The 25,752-nt window shown below is 46.4% G+C and carries 27 protein-coding genes and 1 pseudogene; 27 read left to right on the forward strand and 1 reads right to left on the reverse strand.

Features of this window, described 5'->3' with window-relative positions; translation table 11 throughout:
- The first annotated feature begins 96 nt into the window (after positions 1–96).
- The 15 genes from yefM (at position 97) to GSUB_RS08035 (ending at position 9,771) form a co-directional block, all read left to right on the forward strand.
- Complete coding sequence (gene yefM, locus GSUB_RS07965) at positions 97–348, forward strand: YoeB-YefM toxin-antitoxin system antitoxin YefM (RefSeq protein ID WP_040200129.1); 252 nt, start codon at positions 97–99, stop codon at positions 346–348.
- Positions 345–599, forward strand: a complete 255-nt coding sequence (locus GSUB_RS07970; RefSeq protein WP_040200130.1) for a Txe/YoeB family addiction module toxin — start codon at positions 345–347, stop codon at positions 597–599. Before yefM ends, GSUB_RS07970 begins: the two co-directional genes overlap by 4 nt.
- A gap of 178 nt (positions 600–777) precedes the next feature.
- Positions 778–966, forward strand: a complete 189-nt coding sequence (locus GSUB_RS07980) for a hypothetical protein (RefSeq protein ID WP_040200133.1) — start codon at positions 778–780, stop codon at positions 964–966.
- The gene (locus GSUB_RS07985; RefSeq protein ID WP_040200134.1) at positions 954–1,250 is read left to right on the forward strand and encodes a type II toxin-antitoxin system RelE/ParE family toxin; all 297 of its coding nucleotides are present in this window, start codon (positions 954–956) and stop codon (positions 1,248–1,250) included. Before GSUB_RS07980 ends, GSUB_RS07985 begins: the two co-directional genes overlap by 13 nt.
- An 80-nt stretch (positions 1,251–1,330) precedes the next feature.
- Entirely contained in the window at positions 1,331–1,729 is a 399-nt protein-coding gene (mntA, locus tag GSUB_RS07990) for a type VII toxin-antitoxin system MntA family adenylyltransferase antitoxin (RefSeq protein ID WP_144401982.1), read from the forward strand.
- Positions 1,726–2,145: a type VII toxin-antitoxin system HepT family RNase toxin gene (gene hepT, locus GSUB_RS07995; protein ID WP_040200135.1), complete on the forward strand. Its 420-nt coding sequence runs from the start codon at positions 1,726–1,728 to the stop codon at positions 2,143–2,145. Before mntA ends, hepT begins: the two co-directional genes overlap by 4 nt.
- 313 nt (positions 2,146–2,458) lie before the next feature.
- The gene (locus GSUB_RS08000; protein WP_040200136.1) at positions 2,459–2,710 is read left to right on the forward strand and encodes an addiction module protein; all 252 of its coding nucleotides are present in this window, start codon (positions 2,459–2,461) and stop codon (positions 2,708–2,710) included.
- Positions 2,711–2,957: 247 nt separating this feature from the next.
- Positions 2,958–3,203, forward strand: coding sequence for a hypothetical protein (locus tag GSUB_RS08005; RefSeq protein WP_040200137.1), 246 nt, complete (start codon positions 2,958–2,960; stop codon positions 3,201–3,203).
- Complete coding sequence (locus tag GSUB_RS08010) at positions 3,196–3,426, forward strand: hypothetical protein (protein ID WP_040200138.1); 231 nt, start codon at positions 3,196–3,198, stop codon at positions 3,424–3,426. The genes GSUB_RS08005 and GSUB_RS08010 overlap by 8 nt, the downstream gene beginning before the upstream one ends.
- A 145-nt stretch (positions 3,427–3,571) precedes the next feature.
- A complete protein-coding gene (locus GSUB_RS19390) occupies positions 3,572–3,742 on the forward strand; it encodes a hypothetical protein (RefSeq protein ID WP_158414062.1) in 171 nt (56 codons plus the stop codon).
- Between the two features lie 703 nt (positions 3,743–4,445).
- A complete protein-coding gene (locus GSUB_RS08015) occupies positions 4,446–4,736 on the forward strand; it encodes a nucleotidyltransferase family protein (RefSeq protein ID WP_040202276.1) in 291 nt (96 codons plus the stop codon).
- Complete coding sequence (locus tag GSUB_RS08020) at positions 4,729–5,073, forward strand: HepT-like ribonuclease domain-containing protein (RefSeq protein WP_040200139.1); 345 nt, start codon at positions 4,729–4,731, stop codon at positions 5,071–5,073. Before GSUB_RS08015 ends, GSUB_RS08020 begins: the two co-directional genes overlap by 8 nt.
- Before the next feature lie 726 nt (positions 5,074–5,799).
- Complete coding sequence (locus GSUB_RS08025) at positions 5,800–7,497, forward strand: hypothetical protein (protein ID WP_040200140.1); 1,698 nt, start codon at positions 5,800–5,802, stop codon at positions 7,495–7,497.
- 15 nt (positions 7,498–7,512) lie between these two features.
- A complete protein-coding gene (locus GSUB_RS08030) occupies positions 7,513–8,334 on the forward strand; it encodes an ABC transporter permease (protein ID WP_040200142.1) in 822 nt (273 codons plus the stop codon).
- 153 nt (positions 8,335–8,487) lie between these two features.
- Positions 8,488–9,771: an ABC transporter ATP-binding protein gene (locus GSUB_RS08035; RefSeq protein ID WP_040200143.1), complete on the forward strand. Its 1,284-nt coding sequence runs from the start codon at positions 8,488–8,490 to the stop codon at positions 9,769–9,771.
- A 256-nt stretch (positions 9,772–10,027) separates the two neighbouring features.
- Here the strand turns inward: GSUB_RS08035 and GSUB_RS08040 are convergent.
- Positions 10,028–10,291 (reverse strand): annotated as a pseudogene (locus GSUB_RS08040) (IS1380 family transposase); the annotation flags it as partial.
- Between the two features lie 275 nt (positions 10,292–10,566).
- Between GSUB_RS08040 and GSUB_RS18570 the strand changes: the two are divergent.
- From GSUB_RS18570 to GSUB_RS08100, 12 genes are all read left to right on the forward strand, one after another.
- A complete protein-coding gene (locus GSUB_RS18570) occupies positions 10,567–11,826 on the forward strand; it encodes a polysaccharide pyruvyl transferase family protein (RefSeq protein ID WP_084211872.1) in 1,260 nt (419 codons plus the stop codon).
- A 5-nt stretch (positions 11,827–11,831) separates the two neighbouring features.
- Positions 11,832–12,839, forward strand: coding sequence for a glycosyltransferase family 2 protein (locus GSUB_RS08045; protein ID WP_052464758.1), 1,008 nt, complete (start codon positions 11,832–11,834; stop codon positions 12,837–12,839).
- A 33-nt stretch (positions 12,840–12,872) separates the two neighbouring features.
- Positions 12,873–14,069, forward strand: coding sequence for a glycosyltransferase family 4 protein (locus tag GSUB_RS18575; protein WP_084211874.1), 1,197 nt, complete (start codon positions 12,873–12,875; stop codon positions 14,067–14,069).
- On the forward strand, positions 14,059–15,165 hold the full coding sequence (locus tag GSUB_RS08055) for a glycosyltransferase family 9 protein (protein ID WP_040200145.1): 1,107 nt from the start codon (positions 14,059–14,061) through the stop codon (positions 15,163–15,165). Before GSUB_RS18575 ends, GSUB_RS08055 begins: the two co-directional genes overlap by 11 nt.
- The gene (locus GSUB_RS19050) at positions 15,162–16,304 is read left to right on the forward strand and encodes a glycosyltransferase family 4 protein (RefSeq protein ID WP_040200147.1); all 1,143 of its coding nucleotides are present in this window, start codon (positions 15,162–15,164) and stop codon (positions 16,302–16,304) included. Before GSUB_RS08055 ends, GSUB_RS19050 begins: the two co-directional genes overlap by 4 nt.
- Positions 16,301–17,443 carry a glycosyltransferase gene (locus GSUB_RS08065; protein WP_084211876.1) on the forward strand — a complete coding sequence of 381 codons (1,143 nt, stop codon included), beginning with the start codon at positions 16,301–16,303 and terminating at the stop codon, positions 17,441–17,443. The genes GSUB_RS19050 and GSUB_RS08065 overlap by 4 nt, the downstream gene beginning before the upstream one ends.
- Positions 17,444–17,446: 3 nt before the next feature.
- Positions 17,447–18,706: a putative O-glycosylation ligase, exosortase A system-associated gene (locus tag GSUB_RS08070; RefSeq protein ID WP_040200151.1), complete on the forward strand. Its 1,260-nt coding sequence runs from the start codon at positions 17,447–17,449 to the stop codon at positions 18,704–18,706.
- Complete coding sequence (locus GSUB_RS19055) at positions 18,699–19,259, forward strand: hypothetical protein (RefSeq protein ID WP_144401988.1); 561 nt, start codon at positions 18,699–18,701, stop codon at positions 19,257–19,259. The genes GSUB_RS08070 and GSUB_RS19055 overlap by 8 nt, the downstream gene beginning before the upstream one ends.
- Positions 19,256–20,377 carry a glycosyltransferase gene (locus tag GSUB_RS08080; protein ID WP_040200153.1) on the forward strand — a complete coding sequence of 374 codons (1,122 nt, stop codon included), beginning with the start codon at positions 19,256–19,258 and terminating at the stop codon, positions 20,375–20,377. Before GSUB_RS19055 ends, GSUB_RS08080 begins: the two co-directional genes overlap by 4 nt.
- A 586-nt stretch (positions 20,378–20,963) precedes the next feature.
- The gene (locus GSUB_RS18585; protein ID WP_084211878.1) at positions 20,964–22,052 is read left to right on the forward strand and encodes a glycosyltransferase family 4 protein; all 1,089 of its coding nucleotides are present in this window, start codon (positions 20,964–20,966) and stop codon (positions 22,050–22,052) included.
- A 4-nt stretch (positions 22,053–22,056) separates the two neighbouring features.
- Positions 22,057–23,376, forward strand: coding sequence for a phenylacetate--CoA ligase family protein (locus tag GSUB_RS08095; RefSeq protein WP_040200156.1), 1,320 nt, complete (start codon positions 22,057–22,059; stop codon positions 23,374–23,376).
- Between the two features lie 6 nt (positions 23,377–23,382).
- Positions 23,383–25,599, forward strand: coding sequence for a heparinase II/III domain-containing protein (locus GSUB_RS08100; RefSeq protein WP_040200157.1), 2,217 nt, complete (start codon positions 23,383–23,385; stop codon positions 25,597–25,599).
- Positions 25,600–25,752 lie beyond the last annotated feature (153 nt).

Here is a 25,752-nt window from a genome sequence, read left to right on the forward strand (position 1 = left end):
TTTGCACAGGCGTATTTTCCGTCCCGTTGATTAGTTTGTGATGTGTTTTCTTTTGTGGTACAGTATTCAGTACATGTACAAAAAGGAGGTCAGCACATGGAAGCTATTTCGTACACCAACGCAAGAAGCAACTTAGCAAAAACAATGGAAAAAGTCTGCGAAGACCATGATCCTGTCATTATCACACGCCGGAACGAAAGCTCGGTTGTTATGATGTCTCTTGAAGATTACCAAGCTCTTGAAGAGACTGCGTATTTGCTGAGAAGCCCTAAAAATGCTCGACGTCTTTTGGAGTCGATTGCTCAGTTAGAGTCTGGTGACGGTGCTGAGCGGGAGCTTACTCGGTGAAGCTCATATTTTCCGAAAATGCTTGGGATGACTACCAGTATTGGATAAAAACCGATAAGAAGATCCTCAAGCGGGTGAACGCATTGATTCAGGATATACAGCGTTCACCTTTTTCTGGTACCGGGAAGCCCGAACCATTGAAACATGGTCTTTCCGGCTATTGGTCCAGGCGAATTAACGATGAACACAGAATCGTTTATAAAGCTACGGATGACTCCATTTTCATTGCTCAGGTCCGCTACCACTATTGATTTTCGCACGTAACAAGGAATTAGAACCAAAAAAAAAGAATTCTGATTTTCCAGATTTTGAATTTTTCCGTGATTTCCGTGATTTCCGTGATTTCCGTGATTTCCGTGATTTCCGTGATTTCCGTGATTTCCGTGATTTCCGTGGACCAGAAAAAGATTTTCCAGGATTGGAGATATTATGCCAGTAACAGCCAAAGAAAAAATGACCGAAGTGATCCAATCACAACCCGACGATGCCTCTTATGATGAGATTTTGCGGGAACTGGCCTTTGAACGCATGGTTGACCGCGGCATGTCAGATTTTCGTAACGGTCATGTTGTCACGAATGAAGAAATGGAACACAGGATTCGAACATGGCAAAAATAATTTGGACGTCCGAAGCCGAACGTTGGCTAAGGGACATCTACGATTATATTGCCGAAGATAATCCACAAGCGGCCAAAAAGGTAGTCAACGGTATATTTCAAAAAGCGCAGATATTGTTGACATTTTCCGAGACAGGTCACAGATATCGAACCGAATCTGAGGGTGAAGTCAGGATTCTCCTGTACGGTCACTATCGGATTGCGTATTTGTGGTCGTCGGGAAAGGATGTTGTTGTCTTGGGAGTATTCCATGGAGCTTTGGACATCAACCGGTATCTGATTTGAGTGGTGAGAAGACTTCAGGTTTTTGACTATATTCCGTGCTTTCCGTGCTTTCCGTGCTTTCCGTGGACCAGAAAAACAACATGAAACCTGACAAAATGATCGACATCATCAACCGCACCCTGGCCGACTTCCCCGAAGTGCGCTTCTGCACTCTGTTCGGGTCCGCCGCCCAGGGGCGTCTGACCGCACACAGCGATATCGATATCGCCGTCGCAGCACAGCGGAAATTAACACCGGAATACAAGGTCCGGTTATCCCATACACTCTCTTCCGCGTTGAAAAGAGAAGTCGACCTCGTCGATCTGCAGGAAGTGTCCGGCCTGATCCTCGAACAGGCTCTGTGCAAAGCGGTTATCGTCAAAAATGATGATCACGAACTCTACGCCCGTTTACTCAAACGCCTCTGGTACAACCAGTCCGACATGATGCCGTATGTCAAACAGATCCTCGAGCAAAGGAGCAGCAATTGGCTTCAATGATCCTCCTGACCAAACTCGACGCATTGCAGCGGTGCCTGGCGCGTGTCAAAGCTAAAACGCCTGAAAACGCCGCCATCTTGCAGCAGGATCTCGACCTTCAGGATATTATCTCCGTCAACCTGGAGCGTGCCGTACAATCCTGCGTCGACATTGCAGCACACGTGATCGCACAGCACAACACGACAGCACCGAGTACCATGGCAGAGAGTTTCAATCGATTGCACGACCTGGGAGTGATTTCAGAGAATACGGCAGAAAGAATGAAAAACGCCGTCGGCTTCCGCAACATCTCGGTGCATGAGTACCAGAAAATCGACTGGAATATTGTCTATCGCATTATCACCGAGCATCTTGACGATTTTAAGGATTTTGCCCGGCAAGTGCTGAAATGGGCTGATGAACATGAATCGAAATAAGATTTGCCACCAAGGCACGAAAAAAAGTAAAGGACAGGTCGCGAAGAAAACCTTTGACAGGATTAACAGGAAATACAGGATTTTATAACCACAATCGATTTTGATTGATCCTGTTCATCCTGTTAATCCCGTCGCTTTGAGGATAGATTTTCAACCGCTGCGTCTTGCTCTTAAATCTCCGCGCCTTCGCGTTGAAAAGATTTTCTTGGTGCCTTGGAGCATCCTTGGTGCCTTGGTGTTAAAAGGTTTTCTCCGCGCCCTCCGTGGTGAAAGCTTTAAAAACGAATACTCTCCATTTTGAGAGGAACAAAAAATGAAAATCCTCGAAGTTGAAAAAATGAATAAAACTGAACGATTGCAGGCCATGGAAGAGCTTTGGGATTCATTTTTGCGGGAAGAAAATGAATTAGATTCCCCCCAATGGCATCAAGACATCCTGGAGAAGCGCAATTTTATCTGCGATCTCCGCGGTGAAAACATAGACAGGATTAACAAGAATTACAGGATTTTAAAATTACAATCGATTTTGATCAATCCTGTTCATCCTGTAAATCCTGTCGCTTAGGGGTTTTCGATTGTGAAATTTTCAGTGTCTTCCGTGTTTTCTGTGGACAATAAAAAGATATTCTTGGTGCCTTGGAGCCTCTTTGGTGCCTTGGTGTTAAAAAGATTCTAAAAAAAGACTCACGTAAAGCCGCAAAGACTTCAAAAGATATGAAAACTTTTTCTCAGAATTTTTTGTGTTTTCTTCGCGTCTTAAGAGAGCGCAGCGAACGGGCGTGAGATGATTTTATTTTTTTCCGAGGGGTTAAATGTATTTTGAAATTATCGGGGCAATAAAAAATTCAAAAACAATTGCAATTGGTTCAAAAATCAGGGAGTTGCCCAGGCTTAAGAAAGCTTACGGCCCTGGCCGGTGGAGAAAGCGTAAAGGGATTGCTCAAATCCGCCTTGTTGATGGAAGCATTGTATCAGCAGAAATTCACTGGTACGAGGCAAGCGGGATCGGAAGGAAGGAATTTAAAATCAAGCGGTATTTGGAGAACGGTTATGATTAACACCAAGATAAAAGAACATTTTTTTGCCGTTTGCATACAAAATGATGGTTTCCCTGCGTCCCTTGAGAAGATGAAAATTTATGAAATTATTCCCGACGAAATCGCCAGGAAGCACAATCAATACAGGGTTGTTGACGAATCCGGCGAAGATTACCTCTATCCTGATGAGCTTTTCGTCGTGATTGATCTTCCTGAAGCTGTCGAAAAAGCTGTCCAGGGTTGAATGGAAAATACAGTGGATGACCTTAAACCCAGACTCACGCAAAGCCGCAAAGGCGCAAAGAGGTCAAAAGACTTGGAACCTTTTTTCGAGATTTCTTAGCGTCTTCGCGTCTTAAGAGAGCGCAGCGAACGGGCGTGAGATGATTTTGAATTTTTTCCGTGCTTTCCGTGGACCAGAAAAAGATTGTGATGTTGTGTTCTTTCTCAGTGGTGAAAAAACATTGACAGGATTAACAGGAAATACAGGATTTCAGAAACCACAATCGATTTTGATTGATCCTGTTCATCCTGTAAATCCCGTCGCTTTAGGGTTTTGACATAAAAAGGTGGCTTACCTTCGTGTTTTCTTAGCGTCTTGGCGTCTTAAGAGAGCGCAGCGAACGGGCGTGAGATGATTTTGAATTTTTCCGTGATTTCCGTGCTTTCCGTGGACCAGAAAAGATTTTGATGTTGTGTTCTTTCTCAGTGGTGAAAAAACATTGACAGGATTAACAGGAAATACAGGATTTCAGAAACCACAATCGATTTTGATTGATCCTGTTCATCCTGTAAATCCCGTCGCTTTAGGGTTTTGACATAAAAAGGTGGCTTACCTTCGTGCTTTCTTAGCGTCTTCGCGTCTTAAGAGAGCGCAGCGAACGGGCGTGAGATGATTTTGAATTTTTCCGTGCTTTCCGTGGACCAGAAAAAGATTGTGATGTTGTGTTCTTTCTCAGTGGTGAAAAAACATTGACAGGATTAACAGGAAATACAGGATTTCAGAAACCACAATCGATTTTGATTGATCCTGTTCATCCTGTAAATCCCGTCGCTTTAGGGTTTTGACATAAAAAGGTGGCTTACCTTCGTGTTTTCTTAGCGTCTTCGCGTCTTAAGAGAGCGCAGCGAACGGGCGTGAGATGATTTTGAATTTTTTCCGTGCTTTCCGTGGACCAGAAAAAGATTGTGATGTTGGTTTCTTTCTCAGCGGTGAAAATCAAGGTTTAATTTTTCAGGGTGAAGCTCATGGGAAAAAAATGCATGACTCGAAAAGAGATCACACATTTTCTTCAAACCCATAAAAAGGAAATGGCGCGGCGATTCGGGATTCAATCCATCGGGTTATTTGGCAGCTACGCTCGCGACGAGGCCCGTGAAGACAGCGACATCGATATTGTCGTCATGCTTAATAGCGAGCATCTAGCCGATGATTATTTCGGTGTCCTGCATTACCTCGAGGACCACTTACAGCACAAAATTGATTTGGGGCTCGAATCCAATCTTCGCCCCGAAATCCGCAATCGGATCAAGGAGGAGATTATCTATGTCTGACAGAGATACTCTTCTTTTTCTGCGGGATATCCTGGATTCAATATCAGCAATAGAGTCGTTTCTTGAAGGGATTGATCGCGAAGAGTTTGCCGCTGATCGGAAAACATTTTCCGCAACGATCCGGGAGTTGGAAATCATCGGGGAGGCATCCGGAAAAATCCCCGACGACATCAAATCCAAATATCCAGATGTTCCCTGGAGAATGCTGAAAGATTTCAGAAATGTCCTTGCTCACCATTATTTCGGCATCAATGTCGATATTGTTTGGGATATTGTTCAGCGTAAGCTCCCGGATTTGAAACGGCAGGTCGAGCATATTGCAGGGAAAGCGCTATGAAACACGAAGATAAGGATAAAAGCCTATTGTCCACGGAAAACACGGAAGGAAAAACATAAACAAGAATTTTGATTTTCCCGATTTTGAATTTTTTCCGTGACTTCCGTGTCTTCCGTGGACCAGAAAAGATTGTGATGTTGTGTTCTTTCTGCAGTGGTGAAAAAACATTGACAGGATTAACAGGAAATACAGGATTTCAGAAACCACAATCGATTTTGATTGATCCTGTTCATCCTGTAAATCCCGTCGCTTTAGGGTTTTGACATAAAAAGGTGGCTTACCTTCGTGTTTTCTTAGCGTCTTCGCGTCTTAAGAGAGCGCAGCGAACGGGCGTGAGATGATTTTGAATTTTTCCGTGATTTCCGTGCTTTCCGTGGACCAGAAAAAGATTGTGATGTTGTGTTCTTTCTGCAGTGGTGAAAAAACATTGACAGGATTAACAGGAAATACAGGATTTCAGAAACCACAATCGATTTTGATTGATCCTGTTCATCCTGTAAATCCCGTCGCTTTAGGGTTTTGACATAAAAAGGTGGCTTACCTTCGTGTTTTCTTAGCGTCTTCGCGTCTTAAGAGAGCGCAGCGAACGGGCGTGAGATGATTTTGAATTTTTCCGTGATTTCCGTGCTTTCCGTGGACTGAAAGAGGTTTTGATTATGCTTTGAAATAAAAAAAAGTTTCTGTGTCAATTTACTCAGAACTCAGCACTCAGCACTGGTTATAATTATGCCCACACGCACCCTCCCAACATTGCTCCTGCTCCTCCTCATCGCCTTCCCGGCAGGTGCGGTGACGCCGTCCCAGGTGCTGGTTCTCTACAACGCCGATTGGCGCGAGGATCATCCTCTGACCGAACCCGGGCAGGATTCCAGGGAGATCGCCGAGCATTATGTGCGCATGCATACCGACCCCGAAAGTGGCGAAAAGCCCTACATCCTCGGGCTGAGCTGCAACCATGGCATCAAAGTCCTCGACGAAGCGCGCCATCTGAACGAATCACACCTCCCGGAGAAAAGCAACGACAACACCGCCGGCGTCGAGTTGACCAAACGGCGCTGGCTGGTGAGCGATGACGCTGCCGACCATGCCCTGCGCGACAGCCGCCTGGTTGAATTCACCCTGCCCGGCGGCCCCGAAGGATGGAACCGCGAGACCCTGCAGCTCGAAATCGACCCTGACGACGGCGAAACGATCCCCATCGTCGCCAACGGGCTCATCCTCGCCGAAGGACAGGTCGCCGGAAACAGCGGCAAAGACTGGACCATCCGCCTCAACGCCCAGAGTTTTGTGCGCGGCGGTCTGGTCGTCAAAGCCTCCTGCGAAGACGTCGAAGGCAAACGCCACAATTGGAGCGCCCGCTACCTCGACATTGCCGACGTCCGGTACAGCCGAACCGGCAGCGACGGCGTGCGCGACGACCAGCATTTTCTCGAAGATGTCGCCATCCCCGTCAAAGCTTTTCTCGAAGATCCTGACAATGCCCTCCCGGACGGCACTCTCTTAAAAGACCATATCCTCTACATCGTTGTTTCCTACGGTCTGCCGCGTACCGCCGTTGCCCGTTACGGTATCTCCCGCGGGGTGACGAACAAGCTGAACGACCATGGCTATATCATCGATTTCGGCCAGCGTCTGCAGCTGCTTTATTATGATGAAGAAGAGGTGATGGGCGCTGCGCCTAAACCTTATCGCTTTGCCGGCAAGGGGCCATTTGCCGATTTCTTTTTACGCGCTCCGCAGGCCTGGCCCTTGTACGGTCAAGAAGCAAATCCTTTTTTGCACCCCCAGGTTTACCAGAAGAACAAGGGGGACTTAGATTCACTTCAAAACCCCCTGGCGTTCACTGGCGAAAATCGCAAAAAACAGTCGCCGGCGAAATTCCTCTATTTTTCCATGCGAATCGATGGCGCAGATGCGGCTCAGGCCAAAGCATTGATTGATAAGGCGGTCTATGCTTCAACCAACGGCATGCCCCGGGTTGATGATAACGCACCGGTTCCAAAAGAACTGGCTGGAAGCAAGGTTGCGCGATTTCTTTGGGCTAAGGGGTATCGTCATATTCATCCGCCCAAGGGGCGGGGCGGGCATCGGATGCAGTTCGGCACTGTTGAAGAGAACGGCAAGCGGACATTCCTGCCGGGGGGGATTGCCCGCCAGGTGATATCGCACAATGCGCTCGACAGTGAAGGGGCCGAAGTCTATACCTTTTTGTCCCAGGGCGTGACAATGACAGCCGCAGCCGCAAAATTATATCGAGGAGCGCCGCATATCCACGATAAAAGCTGGTGGGACGATGAGATTCTCTACCCGCTTATGGCGCAGGGGCAAAATGTCGGGAGTGCCTTGCTGGCAAATCAGATTCATCTCGGCTGGATTACATCATTCATTGGTGATCCGTTATTGCAGATTGACAACGCAAACTGAGGAGTTTACGCAAACATGCAGCATCAGACTGTTATCGAGCCACAAAAAGGCTGGAAATTCATCGACTGGAAAGAGTTGGTCGAATACCGCGACCTGTTCTACTTCCTGGTCTGGCGCAGTATTCGTGTCCGCTATGCCCAGTCGATGCTCGGCGTCGGTTGGGCGTTAATACAGCCGTTCTTTTCCATGATCGTTTTCACGATTGTATTCGGCAATCTCGCCAAGGTCGGTTCCGATGGCGCTCCTTACGCCCTGTTCAGCTTTGCCGCCCTGGTGCCCTGGACCTATTTTTCCAACGCCGTGACCGAGAGCACCAACAGCCTGGTTGCTGAAGCGAACATGATCAGCAAGGTCTATTTCCCGCGCATCATTCTGCCGATGTCGGCAGTGTTGGCCAAACTTGTTGATTTTGTCATAGCTTTCATTTTGCTCTGTGTTCTGATGCTGTTTTTTCTCCAGCCGCCGACCTGGGGCGTTTTGGCGTTACCCTTGCTCATAGTCGTGATGATGCTGACAGCTGCCGGCATTGGTACATGGCTGACCGCATTGGCCATACAGTATCGCGACATCAAATACGCCATGAACTTTGTTGTGCAATTACTCATGTATGCCGCTCCGGTTGTTTATCCCGCCAGCCTCATCCCCGATGGATGGCGCTGGCTGTACGCGCTCAATCCGATGGTGGGCGTGATCGAGGGTTTTCGCTCCGCGCTTTTGGGCACAAACCCGATGCCCTGGGGCTATATTGCCATTGGTTTGATCATGTCGTTGATTCTGTCAGTGACTGGCGCATTATATTTTCGTTTCAAGGAAAAAATATTTGCCGATGTTGCGTAAAGGCAGACAAGCTATTTATCCACGGAAGTCACGGAAACCACGGAAGAAATACAAAAGCGAGGATTTATAGTTTAAAAATCAAAAATTTAAATTTTTTTCCGCGTTTTCCGTGATTTCCGTGGACAATAAAGATTTTGATGGAGAGAAATAAAAATGTCCGATGTTGCCATAAAGGTTGAAAATCTTCATAAGCTCTACCGCCTCGGCCTCAAAGATGATGAAAACGACACCCTCATCCAAACCGCCCTGTCGTGGATCACAGCGCCGAAAAAGAATTTCACCAATCTGCGCAAACTGACCACCATGGATTTGAATTCCACGGACGATCCCGATGTGCTCCATGCCCTCAACGATATCTCTTTTGAGGTTAAGCATGGTGAGGTGCTGGGCATTATCGGGCGCAATGGGGCGGGCAAGAGTACCTTGCTCAAGGTTCTGTCGCGTATTACTGAACCGACTGCGGGGCGGGTGACGATTAACGGGCGGGTAGCCAGTTTGCTGGAAGTGGGGACCGGGTTTCACCCGGAGTTGACCGGACGCGAGAATATCTACATGAACGGTACCATTCTGGGAATGAGCAAAAAGGAGATTGACCGAAAGTTTGATGAGATTGTCGATTTTTCGGGGGTGGAACGGTTTTTGGATACACCGGTAAAGCGCTATTCCTCCGGTATGAAGGTGCGCTTGGCGTTCTCTGTGGCCGCGCATCTGGATCCGGAGATTCTTATTATCGATGAAGTGCTCGCGGTGGGGGATGTGGATTTTCAGAAGAAGTGTCTGGGGAAGATGCAGGATGTTTCCAGTGGGGGGCGCACCGTGCTGTTTGTCAGCCACAATATGGGAGCGATTCAGACGCTTTGTCCGCGGAGTCTTCTGCTGCGGCAGGGGCAGATGGTTGATGATGGGGAGTCGGACCAGGTTGTTCGAAGCTACTTGAGCCGAATGAAAAAGAATCGCAGTGAGATTTTTACTCTGGACAATGCGGATCGAACAAATACAGGCGTCTTGAGGCTTACTGATGCTTTCGTTTTGGATAATGATGGTCAAGAGACAGAAAACATTATTGCGGGTGAAGATATCACGTTCAAATTTAGTTATGAAAGTAATCAAGACCTAAGTAATCTAACGATTATTTTTACTGTTCTAGATGATGTTGGTAAGCCAGTGACGCATATTCGCAGTGACCTGAAAGGAACAGTTTTCAAAAGCCCAAGTCGAAGGGGCGTGTTTAATTGCTCTGTCCCCCAAAATCCTTTCGCTATTGGGGACTATCGGGTTGCGGTCGCAGTTTTTGCAGATGATGTGCAACTTGATCATATTTCTGCAGCGATCCACTTCGCGGTTGTTGATTCGATCTATTTTGGGTCAGCGAAAGTCCCACCGAGACAATATTGTACGGTTTATGTTGATCATAGCTGGACGTTAGAGAATGTTTGATATGACTTGTTGTAAAAATATAGGCCTGATTCCGTGAGATGTCTTCCCGCTTTCCGGTTTTCTCGTCCCAAGTGGCGAAAATGGGGGGCGAGAATGTCGCTCAGTTGAAAATCCGGCTCTCTGAAGGGCCTCAGCAAGCTTCGATCTTTGACAGATTGCCCGCAAAGTGCCAATCAAGGCGATTCCAGGACGAGTTCGATCATGAACACCGCAAGTGCCCGGGTTTTGTCATCTTCTTTTTTGGTCGGCCCCTAGCCTATCCGTAGGCCAAGCGTTGATAAAGGCCGGCGAACGCTTGGAAAGACGCGCCGCTATGGCGACTGAAGCGTAAATACAACCGTCGGCCGGTCTCGATCATGCGTGCCGCCAGACACATCAGTTTCTGGATGACCGTCTTGATGCGCCGGCGCTTGGCCGGGTGTCGCACTGGCGTTTTCTCGCCGAGCAAGCCGATCTGCCCGATGAAGCGCAGGATGTTGTAGGCCAGTGCGGCACAGGTCATCACCAAGTTGTTGACCTCGCTTAAATTACCCAGAAGAAAACGAACAGGTGGCTGCAATCGGTTACGTTATAAAGTGATATTTTTTTGAAAAGCGTTTAAAGAAATACACATGTTATTTTCCTTGGAAGATTCGCAAATCAATGAAATTAACCTGATTTAGTGTTGCGACTCATGCCACTCGTTTTAGTCTGTGAATTATTTAATGAAATAAACACTTAAGGGTCAGTTATGAAAGAGAATGTGCACCTTAAGCATCAATATGTTTATCACTCTTGTATTGAAAGAATGTAGACATGAAGATTTTAATAGATAACAGTGGCTATGACATTTTGAATGTTGGAGATACTGTAATGTTGCGCGTAGCGTTGGCTCGTATCAAAAAGATTCTCCCACATGCTAAACTGTCGATATTAACAAGAGCCCCAGAAGTGATATTGAGGAGTTTTCCTGGTGTATCTCCTTTGCCACCATTATCAAAACTGGACTTAAATATTATTCGGCGTCCGAATCAGCGATTTTATAAATGGCTGCCATGGAGAATTTCAGTCAGGATTAGCGATTTTGAAGAACAATTGTGGCTTAATAAGACTAATTGGGGTTTAAGTAATTATGGTGCTATTTATGGGAGCGAAACTTTGAAATGCCTTGATGATTTCGATGCTGTAATTGGTACAGGCGGTGGGTATTTGAATTCTACTTTTGAAGGCCACGCAATATCGGTATTAACTCTCATAGCAACAGCGCAACGTTTGGGAAAGCCAACATTTCTTGTTGGGCAGGGTATCGGGCCAATAAAATCAAAGCGACTTGCGCTTACTATGGAGAAAGTTTTAAATCAGTTAGATCTTATATGTATACGTGAAAAAAATAGTAGTTATAAAGTTTTGGAAGAATTATGTGTAGATAGTACTCGCATTCGAGTTACTGGTGATGACGCAATTGAATTAGCTTTTAATAGCCGACCTAATACTTTAGGTGATTTTGTCGGTCTTAACTTCAGAAAGGCCTCTTATTCGGCAATAGATGAGAAATTTGCTTGCGATATATCTGAAACAATATGTGATGTCGTTGAAAATTTGAACTCAAAAATTATTCCAATTCCAATATCGTTATCAGGTTTAGATGATGATGAAAAGGCGACTGTGAATGCTGTTGCGAATAAAAAACTTTTAGTCAATTTTGAAAACAACTCAGATATCATGGGAGATTCAGCTATTTCTGCAGTTGGAAATTGCCGAGTTGTTGTGACTGCTAGTTATCATGCTGGATTGTTTGCATTATCTCAAGGTGTGTCGGTTCTAGGAATTGCAAAAAACCAATACTATGCCGATAAGTTTAATGGTTTGGCTGATATGTTTGGTAATGTTGGATGTACTGTGTGGCATGCAGATAGAATGCACAAAGACAGATTGCGTGAAATATTATTAGAGTTATGGAGCAATGCTGATCTCGCTAGAGATATTTTATTGGAAAAGGCATTAGAGCAAATAAATTTAGGTGATGAGGCATATTTGGAGGTTTGCAATATTTTAGATACTTCTAACAGGAGTTAATTCAAATGAAATATAAAGTTAGTGTGGTTATGCCTGTATATAATTCTGAGAAATACCTAAGACCTTCTGTTGAAAGCATTTTAAACCAAACATTCCAAGATTTTGAATTTATCATTATCAATGATGGTTCAACTGACTCGTCTGGTACAATACTTAAAGAATATTCCAAATCAGATCAAAGGATTAAATTGATTGAGCAGGAGAATAAAGGGATTGTGTCGGCTTTAAATTTTGGTTTTGAGATGTCAGATAGTGAATATGTTATACGTATGGATAGTGATGATATTTCTATGCCCTACCGTATTGAACATCAACTTAAGTTTATGGATTCTCATCCAGGAGTGGGGGCCTCTTCTTCAGTCTTTGAGGTAATAGATGAATTCGGCGAACTTGTTGTGACTGATAAAGGGGAATTATTTTCTCATTGCTCATCTGAAATGTTGGCTTGGTCATCTTTGTTCACAACGGTTTTGTGCCATCCCGGGTCAATAATAAGAAAGGATGTTTTTTCTGAAATTGGGGGTTATAGGAAAGAATTTCAGTACATTGAAGATCATGACCTCTGGTTGCGCATTAGCAGTATTTCAAAACTTGCTATTACATCTGAACCACTTATTAAATATAGGCATCATGGTAACAACCTTAGTACTATATATGGGAAGGACAGTAAAAATAAAAATTTACATGCCGCTTGTTTATATGACTTTCTCAAAAAAAATGATTTAAATAGTTACAGTTTTGAAGATTGTATGTGGTTATGGCATATTTATTACCATAAGAGAGGAAGTAATCTGGTCGAAGAAAACCCACATATTGTGAACAGCTTAGCTAGAAAGATTATTTTGCTGTATAAGTGGTTCGTTGAAAACCATAATGATAAAATAAAAGATATAAAAGAAGATGTTGTTAAAATTATTTTTGGACTTATGAAAAGTTCCAGTAGGTGCAGTTATTATGAAAAGGCAAAATTGTTATCTATTTTTTTAAGATTCAAACTTTCACATGCATTTTAACCCAATATACCTTTAAAAAAACTTGGTTGTATCTTGAATGCTTTAATTTGCTGTTATTGTGATCTACGGTTTGGTGGTGGTGGAGCAACTCTTGCGCGTAATGTTGCTATTTCTCTCAAACGTGCTGGTTTTGAAGTTTTAATATTGTCGCATTCGAATAGAGAAGTAATTCGCGATTCTGTGGAGAATATACCTGTCGAGTACCATTACGTTAATTCGGGTTGGTCGTGGCGCTGGCCTCTTTTAGTGAGGGAGCGAAAATTAGCAGCTTATCTAAAAAAAACAATAAAATGCCCCGACGTCTTTTTTTCCGTTTCTCCATTTTATGTCAATGCCGCGAAAAAAGCCTGGCCCGAGGTCCGAATTGTTTATTTGTTCCCCTGTTTGCTATGGCGTTGTCTGCCATTTGTTTCAGGGGGGGGGGCGCGGAGTTTTACCGACCGATTTAATCACTGGCTGATTGGCAGGTCTGAAAAAAAAGCGCTTATGTCCAGTGATCTAACGATTCTTCAGGGGCCTTCAGTTGTTGAAGATGTTCTGGATTTCGTAGATGTTCCACGTGAGAAGTTGGTGGTTGCTCCAACTGGGGTGGACGATATGCAGCAACTTCTGAAAAAGTCGCGAAACGAAGTTCGCAGATATTGGAACACCCCTTTTTCATCGCGTGTTTTTGTGACAGTCGGTTCACTGGACCGCAATAAAAATCAGTCTGCGATTATAGAAGCATTTAGTCGATTGAGTGACGAGAGCGCATACCTATGGATTGTTGGTACGGGTGTTATGGCTGCAGATTGGGAACACTACTCTGCAGAGTTGGGGGTAGCTGAGCGGGTCCGTTTTATGGGAAATCGGAATGATCTGGCAGATATTTATACGGCTGCGGATGTCTATGTGCACGCTGCCTGGTATGATAATTTTCCAAATGTTTATTTAGAGGCAATGGTGTGTGGCTTGCCGCTTATTGGCCCGCGAGGGGAATTTCCCGATGTAATAAGTCCTTTGGATGGAATTATTGAGGAAAAAGTGCATGGTGTATCCTACTCGTTGCGCCAGCGCGATGGGCTTGAGGGTGCCATGAAGTACATGCTTGACAGGCCAGAGGAAGAGTTGACTGAAATGGGGCGGCGTGCGCGCGTATTGGCCTTAGATGCTTTTTCTTGGGAAAAATATCAGTCACAGCTTTTACAGGCAGTTTCCATGCGCAATGCTGAGGTAATCTATGAATCCTGATTGTATTTTTTTTAACGGCGACCGCCCCTGCAAGCCGCACAAAAAATTTTCCTATACCTGTCCAACCTGCCCCGAATACACTCCCATAACCTCCCATATCCTCATCATCAAGCTCGATGCCGTCGGCGACGTTGAGCGTACAACCGGTTTGCTCCAGCCTCTGCTCCAGAAGTACCCCGGCGCGGCCATCACCTGGGTTACAAAGAAAAATGCTCTGCCGTTATTCAAAAACAACCCCCATGTCTACAAGGTCATTGAATATGGCCCCGAGGCACAGCTCAACTTGCTGACCAGTACCTACGATCTGGCTATCAACCTCGATGCCGCGGAAGACAGCTGTCGGCTGATGACAATTGCCGCTGCAGAGAAGAAAATCGGTTACACATGGAACCCCAAAGGCTACGCCGAACCGCTGAACCCCGAAGCCGAGGACTGGTTCGAGATGGGCCTGTGGGATGATGTCAAAAAAGCCAATCAGCGCACCTATCAGGACATCATGATGGAGATCTGCGGGCTTGAAGGCAGGATGACACGGCCCGTATTCGTACTGGATGATAAGGAGCGGGCTTTTGCCGATGAATTCGCGTTTCGAAAACAGGTCAATAGAAACGCCCCGGTTTTCGGTTTGAACACCGGAGCCGGTGGTCGTTGGGTGCATAAGAAGTGGACCATGGAAGGCTACCAGAGCCTGATTGAACGGCTGGAAGAGCTTTATCCGGAGTCTTCAATTCTGCTTTATGGCGGACCTGAAGAGGTGGAACGCAATGCTGAGTTGGCCAGGGCCGGAAAAAATGTGATTGACACAGGTTGCGACAACGATCTTCGCCAGTTCGGCGCATTGGTGAGCCTCTGCGACCTGATGGTGACCGGCGATACCCTCGCCATGCACATCGGCCTTGCCCTGGAGAAGAGAATGGTGGTTCTTTTCGGGCCCACTTCGCTCGCGGAAATTGACCTGTATGGCTCCGGGATCAAGATTGCCCCAGAAGGCATGGATTGCCTCTGTTGTTATCGACCGGACTGCGATGTGCGGCCCACATGCATGGAGCGAATATCGGTCGAAGAAGTTCTGACTGCAATCCGGGAGCAATTGTGAGACAGAGAACAAGAATCACAATAGGAGTGGATGCCCGAACGGTTTTTTGCCCTGAAAGACGTGGCACAGGTAAAAACCTGGTCGATCTGTATCCTCGCATCGCTGAGTTAAGGCCTGATTGGCAATTTGTTATGTATTACGAGCAGGAGGGATTTGCTGATCCTTTCTCCGGTATTGCTAACATCAGTAAAAAAAGAATACGAATGAAGGGTGCACGGTGGAACCTGTGGGAGAATTTGCGTCTGCCACTTGCTGCCCGTTCTGACAAGGTCGACCTTCTTCACTGTCCTGCCCAGAGCATGCCGAGATTAAAACTTATCCCGATCATCGCGACGATTCACGATATTATCCCACTCCGCTTTGATGCCGGGGGTGGGGGTAATGCATTCAAAAAGTCCGAGCGGGTCATCCGAAACAGTTTATTGCGCTCAGATGCGGTTTTGACGGTTTCACATTTCAGCAAATCCGACATGTCTGACTATTTCCGGGTAAATGGTGAAAATATTCATGTGTTGACCTGGGCTCCCGATAGCCAGCTGTGTATTGCAACCACAGGAGAGATTGAGCAGGTCAGGAAGAAGTATGGCATCAACAAGCCTTATCTGTTTACTTTTGGTGCGACAGACCCTCGCAAAAACACCTTTCGCGTTATCGAGGCTTTTGCTCGAATGAAACAAAATGATGTTGACGGGCAATTGGTAATTAGTGGTATTCGTGACGACCGTTCGGCAGTCTATCGGCAGAAGGCTATAGCTTTTGGTGTTGAGGACGATGTGGTTTTTTGTGGCTTTGCACCGGACAGTGAGATCCCCGCATTATTGTGCGGGGCAGAGGGGTTGGTATTTGCTTCTCTCTACGAAGGATTCGGCCTGCCCCTGATTGATGCTATGGCATGCAATACTCCTGCTTTGGCCTCCAATGTCACTTCGCTCCCGGAAGTTGCTGGTGACGCAGTTCTCTACTGTGATCCTCTATCGGTCGATTCTATAGCTTGTGGCATGACAGAGATTATGACCTGCGAGAAAACTCGAGCCAGGCTGCGTGAACAAGGGGCTAAGAAAGTTAAGGAATATACCTGGGAGCGTACGGCAAAAACAGTTCTTAATGTATTTGAAAAAGTTCTCGAGGTCCATTCATGAAAATTTTATTGGTCAGTCATCGTTTCCCCTGGCCGCTTAGTCATGGAACCTATCTAAGGGTTCATGCCCTGGCAAAACGTTTTGTACAGTCAGCTGAGGTCTCTCTTTTTTCTTTTGGCGCAAACGATGAATTAGTGCAGAGGTATACAGATATGGGTGTGCGTTTTTGTGGAATGCACGACCCTCCTGTTGATGGCCGCCCACGTTTCGTTTTATCTCCTTTTCATCATGATGAACAATTCCAAAATTTATTATCGGAGGAACTGGAGAGAGGAGATTACGACGCCGCAATTCTGTTTGGTGCGAAAATGTTGCAGTATGCCGAGCTGTTCAAGGGAATGAAGGTTGTTGCAGATGTTGTTGATGATCCCGTGCTTGAATGGCGTAGGCTGCTCAAGGTGAATTGGTACAGGTCGGAAGGGCTCAGGCTTGGACGCTATCTGCTCGGCTGGTTTTTATATGAACGCCGTTATGCGCAGCATTTAGATCATGTGGTTTTTGTGTCGGAGACAGATTCAAAAAGTTTTGCTCTGCGGAACCGCAAGGTGTCAGCACAGACCATCGTCAATGGTGTTGATCTCGATTTTTTCAGGCCGATGACCAATCTCTCTTCAGAGAAGAGTGTCGTTTTTACCGGAAATATGGCTCATCAGCCGAATCTGGATGCAGCACTCTATTTGTTAAAAGAAATAGCGCCCAGAGTCTGGGAAAATGACCCTGATATTCGTTTTGTCGTCTGCGGTGCCAACACTCCCACTAAACTTACAGAATTGGCCACTGAGCGGGTTCAGGTTCTTGGTTGGGTCGACGACATACGTGAGCCGATTGCTCGGGCTGGTGTGGTTATCCTGCCGATGATTTCTGGAACAGGGATCAAAAACAAATTGTTAGAGGCGTGGGCTATGGAAAAGCCGGTCGTGATGACAACTCTGTCCTGCCAGGGGGTTAATGCTTTGGCTGGAGAGAACTGTGAAATTGCTGATACCGCAGAGACATTGGCACGTGTGGTGTTGAGTCTGTTTGAGTCGAGCAGCCAGGCGGAGAAGATAGCTGTGGCAGGACGTCAATGTGTCGAGACTTTTCATAATTGGGACCGTCTGGCGGCGGATTACACAGATCTTCTTGTGGAAAAGGATTAAACGTTGGGAATACGTGATCTCATTCTGACAGTCCTTGGTTGGGGCTGTGTTCCTCTTGCCTTGACAAATGCCTATTATGGTCTGCTTGGCTATGTCTGGCTGTCGGTGATGAAACCGCAATCATTGGTCTGGTCTGCTTCGGTTATAGAAGCACGGATGGCCTTTTTTGTCATGATTGCTCTGCTTTTAAAGCATTTTGCAACCGAAGGCCCTAAGTTCCGTGTTGCTGGCCCGATGATTGGGATATTAGCCTTGTGGGCCTGGTTTGCCGTGTGCACCCTGACGTCCAGTTATTTTGATGCTTCGCTCGATACTCTCATCAAATTTAGCAAGGTTATTCTGGGGCCTTTAATTGTGACCGCAATTATAGATACCCCTGCTCGGTTTAAAGTTTTTCTGGCTTTGCTTGCCGCTTGTCCTGGTTTGTACGGCTTGAAGCTTGGTTTGTTCGGGTTGATGGGTGGGACGACCCACCACGGAGGCCCGATTGGGTTGGATAATAACGATACGGCGTTGTTTATTGCCATGGGAATTCCACTGCTTTTTTACGTAGCTTTAACTTTTAAAGAAAAATGGTTAAGGTGCATCTATCTCCTGGCTTTTTTTCTTTCCGGCCCGGCTGTTATAGCGACCACTTCCCGTGGCGGTATGTTGTCGATGGCGGCAGCATATACTGCCATCTTTTGGATTCGCTATCGAACAATCAAGACTGTTTTGCTTGTTGTTATGCTTGGTTTTTCCCTTTACGCGGTCGTTCCTGAGGACACGATGAATCGGTATTACACTATCACTGAGTATGAAGAAGATGCTTCAGCTATGGGGCGTATTGCTGCCTGGAAAACGGCCTGGAATATGGCGATAGATAATCCCGTTTGGGGAGGAGGCCTTGGTTTGGGGGCCTTTATGCGGAATTACCCTTATTATCAGGAATACGAGATTGATAGGCCGCGGGCGACTCATAGTGTTTGGTTTCAGCTCCTTGGAGAGAGTGGTTTTGTTGGACTGGGGATATTTTTACTAACAATTTTTTCAACCTTGAAAATGGGTTTTCTGCTGAGGAATCGTGCCAAGACAGATTTGTCAGGGCACCGTTTGGAGAAGTTTGCCGAACCTCTTCTGGTTACAGTCGTGGTCTATTTGGTTGGTGGTACTTTTTTAAGCCAAGTGAGGTTTGAGTTTTTTTACTATATCATCACTGCTTTGTGTGCTTTGTTTCTGATATGCAAACGGAATGAAATGTTTACGGGGGCTGCTAGTGATTGATAAAAAATACACTGTTCTAATGACAGGGCCTGTAGAGTCCAACTCTGGTGGCATGGCTGCTGTTATAAAAAACTTATCACAAGTCGATTTTTGCAAATTGAATGTTTTGGATACGGGGAAGAATACATCGGAAAATAGAAGTTTTTTAGCTGCATATATTTCTCAATTTCGTATTCTTTATAAACTTATAAATATTTATTTTCTCGCAAAAAGTCAAAATACTACATATCCATACCTACAGTGGTTTCACGTTTTGGCGCGACTGTTTACACTTACTGGTCGCGAAATGTATACGGATAAAAATAGTTTTCACTACATTTTTAAGGCAGATAGCCGGGTGAAGCAATTTCAGGTTGTACAGGATCGGTTTGATCGGGTCGAAATTCGCCTGGTGACAGATAACAAAATCAGACTCGATAATGAGGGCATGGTTGAAAAGCGCATATGCCAGGAGTTTGAAGAAGTGATCGAACTTGTTTTTAATTTCGTGGATACGATCGAGCCGGAAAAGTCGGGAAAATATCGCCGGCTTGTCTGCCGGGTAGCGACATGAAGGTATTGCATGTCGTTGAGAACTTCGGTGCGGCTGGGCTTGAAAACGTAGTTAGGAACCTTGTCCTTAATCACAATATGGAAGAGCCTCCCCAGGTCTGTGTTCTCAATGAGCTTGGTTGTAATGGAGAGTTGCTTCGTAGTAAGGGATTCAAAGTTTGGTCTCTTGATTGGAAGAAACAGGCAAAATCCAGCTTTAGGTTAGTCCGTGAACTTCGGAAAATTATAAAGCAAGAAGGTATCGATACCATACATGCTCACAACTTCTCCCCTTTTTATTTTTGCTCGTTTGCTGCGCTTTGCACTTTCAAGCCGTTGTTTGTTACCTTCCATGGTTTTATAAACTGGCGTAGGCCCTATACTCAGGTATACGCAATTTTGTCCTTGTTTGCTCGAAAGATCGTGGTCGTCTCTGATGCGATGCTGGAACATTATCGTCCGCTGCTTGGTGGAGAAAAGAAGTTGGAGACGGTATACAACGGTATTGATCTTGAACGATTTACATCTGCCAATGCAGTTTCACTTCGTACCGAACTGGGGATAGATGAAAGCGATTTTGTTCTTGGCAGCATAGGGCGTATTAGCCCAGTCAAAAACTATCCTGCACAAATTCGTCTTGTGGCTGCTCTCAAGGATAAAATTCCCAACCTTAAACTTGTTTTAGTCACCAGCCCCAGCCCCGATTCGAGTAACTTGGAAAATGAGTTGCGCATTCTTTCTGATGAATTGGGGGTTGCGGACAGAGTCGTTTTTGCCGGTTTCCGTTCTGATGTGGAAAATGTTTTACATTCTATCGATATTTTTTTGATGACGTCTTTCAGTGAAGGGACATCGATGGCGATTCTGGAAGCTTTTGCCGCAGGAGTCCCAGTCGTTGCTAGCGATGTTGGCGGGAATGTCTCATTGATTGAGCATGATAAAAATGGATTTTTATTTGATTTGAATGACCTGAATCAGTTGAAAAAACATATTCTCGCTCTTTGGGCGGACGGGAAGAAGTTAGAGTCGATGTCCCAACAGGCACGTGAATCCTCTGCTAAATTTTCGATTCGAGGTATGATTAGTAGCTACGAGTCCTTATATGCCGTAAACAGAGCATTGTCTTCCCCGGATGGGTAGGATGGTTTTTTCCGAAACTATCAAATCCAAACCGAAAGAAGACAATGCTGATTAACACAAACATCGGGGGTCAGGCCTGTCAAATGGGTAAAAGTCGGCATCGAGAGGTTCGGACATCGCATTCATGTCTTTTGTCCGAGGAGCGACCACCGTTATCTTTGTGGTTCAGGAGCGTATTCCGGAGAAAGTGGGCCAGTGCTCCTGACTTAAACTGGGCCACTGATTCCGGAGCAAAGTGGGCCACCTGTCAGCGCGAAGCGACGCTGGAGTCTTTTTGTAGACCGACTGCTCCGTTAGTCAATTCGGCAACGGCCTCGATCGTTACCAAAGTGTTGTTGAGGATGGTCTGAAAGAGGTGTATCGCATAGGAGTTCTAAGAGGCGCCAGGTTTATCGAAGAGGCTTTGTCCCAGGCCGAAGAGCCGGCCCGAAGGCGGGAGTTGCGGGTTAGCGGAGATTCACGCCGGAAGGAGCGGGGAGAGATGCATCAGAGCAAGCTTTGATTCCCCTTTTGTCAAGCCTGACCCCTCTGTGACCCCTCTGAACCCCAGGCTGCTTACCGCGAAGTAATGAGGTGATTTTTTGTTATGAGCGATTCTGTGCATTGTTGTTCGGTTTTAATGACAGGACCTGTGGGCGGCCAGGTCGGCGGGATGGCCTCGGTGGTCAGAAACCTGGAACAATCCCGGTTCTGCCGACTTGCCGTTCTGGATACAGGCAAGAATACGACCGATGGCCGCTCTTTTCTCCGTGGAGTTCTGGCGCAAATCGTGCTCCTGGGGCGCCTGGTTCGAATGATGCGGAACAATGAGACTGAAATTCTACATATTCACACCTGCAGTGGTTTTACCTTCTGGAGAGATTGCCTGCATTTTATAACCGGGAGGGTGATGGGCCGACGGGTTGTCTGGCATATCCATGGAGCCAATTTTGACCAGTTTCTCGATGGTAATCAGGGTTGGCGAAGAGCTCTCGCCAGATGGGCTCTTTCATCGGCTGATGGGGTTGTGGTGCTTAGCGATCAGTGGAGGCACTGTCTCGCTCCATACGCTCCCGAGGCTCGATGGTGCGTCATTCATAATAGTGTGTCTGTACCTTCAGAGAGTCGTGCAAAACGTGAGGGACCGACAACTTTTCTCTTTCTGGGGAACTTGGGACAGAGAAAAGGTGTATTGGACCTTGTTGAGGCCACTCGACGACTCCTGGAAACAGGAGAAGACTGTCGGGTCTGGATTGCCGGCAATGAAACCGAAGGCGGCGAGGTCGAAAGGCTTTTGACAACTGTTCAGCAGAATGGTCTCAGTTCTCACATTGATTATCTTGGGGTGATTAGTGGCTCGGCCAAAGATGAAACAATGAGATCAGCCGATGTTATTGTGTTGCCGAGTTACGCAGAGGGGTTGCCGATGGCGCTGTTGGAGGGGATGGCCTATGGGCTTGCGGTGCTTTCCACCAACGTTGGGGGTATCCCTGAACTTGTCAGTGAAGGCAGGGATGGTATTCTGATTGAACCCGGCGATATAGATGCCCTCGCCAGGGCGATGCATAAACTGTCCGCTGATAAGCTGCTGGCTGAACATATGGGACGTGCGGCTCGACAGAAAATTATTAACGAGTACGGTATGCCGGCAATGACTTCGAAGTTAAGTCAACTTTACCTCTCGTTTGGACATTGACTCGATGAATGCCTATATTCTGCGCAATATTCTGTTCCCGATTCATGAACGAATGCGTGGCCGCACGACGCTCTCTGAATTGCAGAAATTGGAGGCATGGCAGCGACTGACGAGCGATGATCTATTGACGCTTGCTGTTGGGCGGTGCCGAAAAATTTTACATCATGCCGGACAAGAGGTGCCTTATTGGAGCGCGCTCTTCACTGAGGCCGGGTTCTCATCCGAAGACTTTACTTCTTTCGATGATCTGAAAAAGCTCCCGGTGATGACCAAGGCTGATGTGCGCGCTAACCAGGAAACAATGCTCGTTCCCGGCTGGAAAGAGCGCATGGTGATTAACCACACGGGGGGATCGACCGGGCACCCTCTGACTTTTTATTGCTCTCGCGAGCGGGAGACTGTTCAGAATGCCGCTAAGTTACGCTCGCGCCACTGGTGGGGGTGGCAGATCGGAGAGAAAAGTCTGGATATCTGGGGACAGCCTTTGGCTCTCACACCGCGGGAGCGGCTGCGGCGCACAAAGGACCGGATTTTCCTCAACCAGAGATACCTTTCGGCCTTTTCTATGTCGCTCTCGCAGAGTCAGGATTATGTCAAGATTATTAATGACTATCGGCCTGCCTTGATTTATGGCTATGCGACGGCCATTTACCAATTGGCCTTGCTTATTAAAGATAATCCGGCTCTGCAGCCGACTGTCGCCCCGAAAGTTATTATTACAACCGCAGAGATGCTGCATGATTACCAGCGTGAAATGATTCAATACGCTTTTGGGTGCCCTGTGGCAGAGGAATATGGTGCTCATGACGGGGGGTTGATGGCACATCGCTGCCCATCGGGTGGATATCATATTTTGTCGGATCTTGTGTACCTGGAAACCGATGAAGATGGTTCCGCCTTAGTGACCAGCTTTGACAGTTTCGGTATGCCGTTTATTCGGTACAGGATAGGCGACAGGGTCGTTCTGTCCGGGCGTAAATGTCCTTGTGGATTGCCTTTCCCTCTTCTTGAGGAAGTTTGCGGCCGCGAATACGATATGGTTGTCAGTTCAAACGGTAAAAAGATCCACGGGGCATTTTTCCACTATATGTTCAAGTCCGATTCCCGGGTGAGGCAGTTTCAGGTCATACAGAATCACTATGATCAACTGGAAATTCGGATCGTCACGGATGAGAGCACCCCTTTTAATGGCGAAGACAGGCTTCGCGAGAGGATTTGCCATGAGTTTGAGACCCCACTTGAAATTACCTTCCGGTATGTTGATGCCATAGAACCTGAGAGCTCCGGCAAATATCGATGGATTATCTGCAAAGTAAGGGGCTGATTTTTTATGATGAGAAAAAAGGTTCTGGTCTATCTTCTTGCTGCGGTCGTTTTGTTTGGGTTTATTTTAGTCGCAGGCTCGTTTAGTGAGATTACAGAGAAGGTTACGTTTCTTTACAGCAAGCGGGGCGAGGTTTCTGACCGCCTGCGCCTCGCCGTTGATCAGGTTTTGCTGCCGGAGGCCCCTGTAGAATATCTTCCGGAGATTGAAAAAATAAAATTTCATCCGCATCCCCGCATTACCCCGCCAACGGTAAGTAATATCCCTGATGAAATACCCGATTGGGCTCTGGATTTTTCTGAAAAATGGGCACGAGGCGGGGTGAGCAAATATCACAGATTAGCCGGGGTTGCGCTCGCAACCGGCGATGAGCGGCTTTTCTCCCGGATAAAGGAACTGGTTTATAAAGATTCTTTGTACAACATGACCCAGCAGGTGGGTTATGGGATACAGGTGCGTTTTTTCGACTGGTTTTATGATCGATGGACAGAGGAAGAGAAGGCTCAAATCCTGCGGCTCCTCCATAAACGGGCAAAAGCCTTTAAGCGCCATTACGAAGAGACTCGCTACAGCCCTTACAATGCCATGGCCTACAAACGCCTTCAGGCTTCCTGGCTTGAGCTTGCCCTGGTTATTTACCCGGACCTGCCTGAAGCTGAGCCCTACTTCAATTGGGCGAAGAATATTTTGTTCCAGGTGTTCATTCCTGCCTGGCATCAGGTTTCGGGAAAGGATGGAGGCGGCTGGCATGAGGGGATGAACTATTTCTGCCGCGATTTTCACCTGGTTCTTCTTGATTCGTTTGATGCCTGGGAATCGGCGACAGGAGAGGATTTATACAAAAAGTTCCCCTGGGTGGAAAATTTTATTTATTACCCCATTTATTTTGCCCGCCCGGATTTGACTTCCAGCCGTTGGGCCCAGGTGGGATCTTCCGCGCATATTATTTCACCGTTGATTGAGCGCCTTGGGCGAGAGTACGACAACCCGTACGCCCTTTCTTATGCACAATCCTACGCAAAGGAACCCGTCGTCATTGATGGTAAATCCTGGAAGGATCTGCCTCTGGTAAGGCATTTCGATGGCCTGGGGATGGTGGTCATGCGTAGTAGCTGGGAGGAGGATGCCACCTATATTACATTTAAGGCTGGTGACCATTACTGGAGTCACAGCAATATGGACAGTGGCGCCTTTACTTTATATAAAAAGGGCGCCCTTGCAATTGATAGCGGATTATGGACAGGCTCTTATTCACCACATGATATTAACTATAGCATGCAGGCGATTGCTCATAATGTGATCACTGTCAAAGACCCGGAAGAACCTACGCCTGAGTTACGCCCCGGCTTGAACGTTGCCAATGATGGAGGGCAGCGGCGGGTAGGTTCAGGTTTTAGCTGGCCGCCGTCGCCTGACCACTTGAACCACTGGCAAAAATATATTGATGATTACGAGATGGGCGATATCGTGGCTTTCCAGTATGGAGACGATTATGTCTTCATTGCTGGTGATATTACGGCCGCTTATACAAATAAAAAGACAGGGGATGGTTCAATTCACAACAGGAACAAAAGGGTAGAAAAATGGATTCGCCAATTGATCTATCTTCCTCCGAATGAGCTTTTAATTTACGACACGGTAGTTTCTACAAAAAAAGAATTTGAAAAAAGGTGGCTTTTACATACCATTAATAAGCCAAGTGAGAAAGACGGATTTTGCCTTATAAAAAGAAAAGAACTTGGTAAAAGTAGATACCCTTTGGCTGTCACTGGCCTTTACTCAAGAAACCCTGATTCAAAAATTTATCAATATGATGCAACTGCATCTGTGAAAATTTTATTGCCTGAAAATTCTGTGACAAACGTTGTTGGAGGGCCTGGTCGGGAATTTTTTGTCGATGGGGAAAACTACGATAATAATGGAAAAATAAAAGTCGATAATCGAAGTATAACTATTGAGCCTGGGGCATGGCGGGTCGAGGTCAGCCCGAAGGAAAAGGCCAGAAAAGATAATTTTTTAGTTTATATTCATGCCGATGATGAAGCAACTCCAGAAGTTGAGATGTCTGCCTCTGAAAAACTCATAAGTCTTAAAATGGGCAATAAAAACAAAGATCGTATCTTGCTTGACTTATTTAAAGACGGCCTTGGAGGCAAGTTGACTTTTTCTGATGGTCGCAAGGTGGATTTGGAAAATGTGATTATGCCTAATCCAAGTTATTGAATTTTGATTCTTCCTGTAAGCAAACGAATGGTTGGGTTGCCGCCCTACGGGGACCGCCGATAATTGCACCGATTGTAGGGGCGCACTGCCGTGCGCCCTGGTGAATTACGGCACCCCGGTGAATGGGACTAACCCCGGCGGGAACGAACGATG

The organism is Geoalkalibacter subterraneus (assembly GCF_000827125.1).
Classification (GTDB): domain Bacteria; phylum Desulfobacterota; class Desulfuromonadia; order Desulfuromonadales; family Geoalkalibacteraceae; genus Geoalkalibacter_A; species Geoalkalibacter_A subterraneus.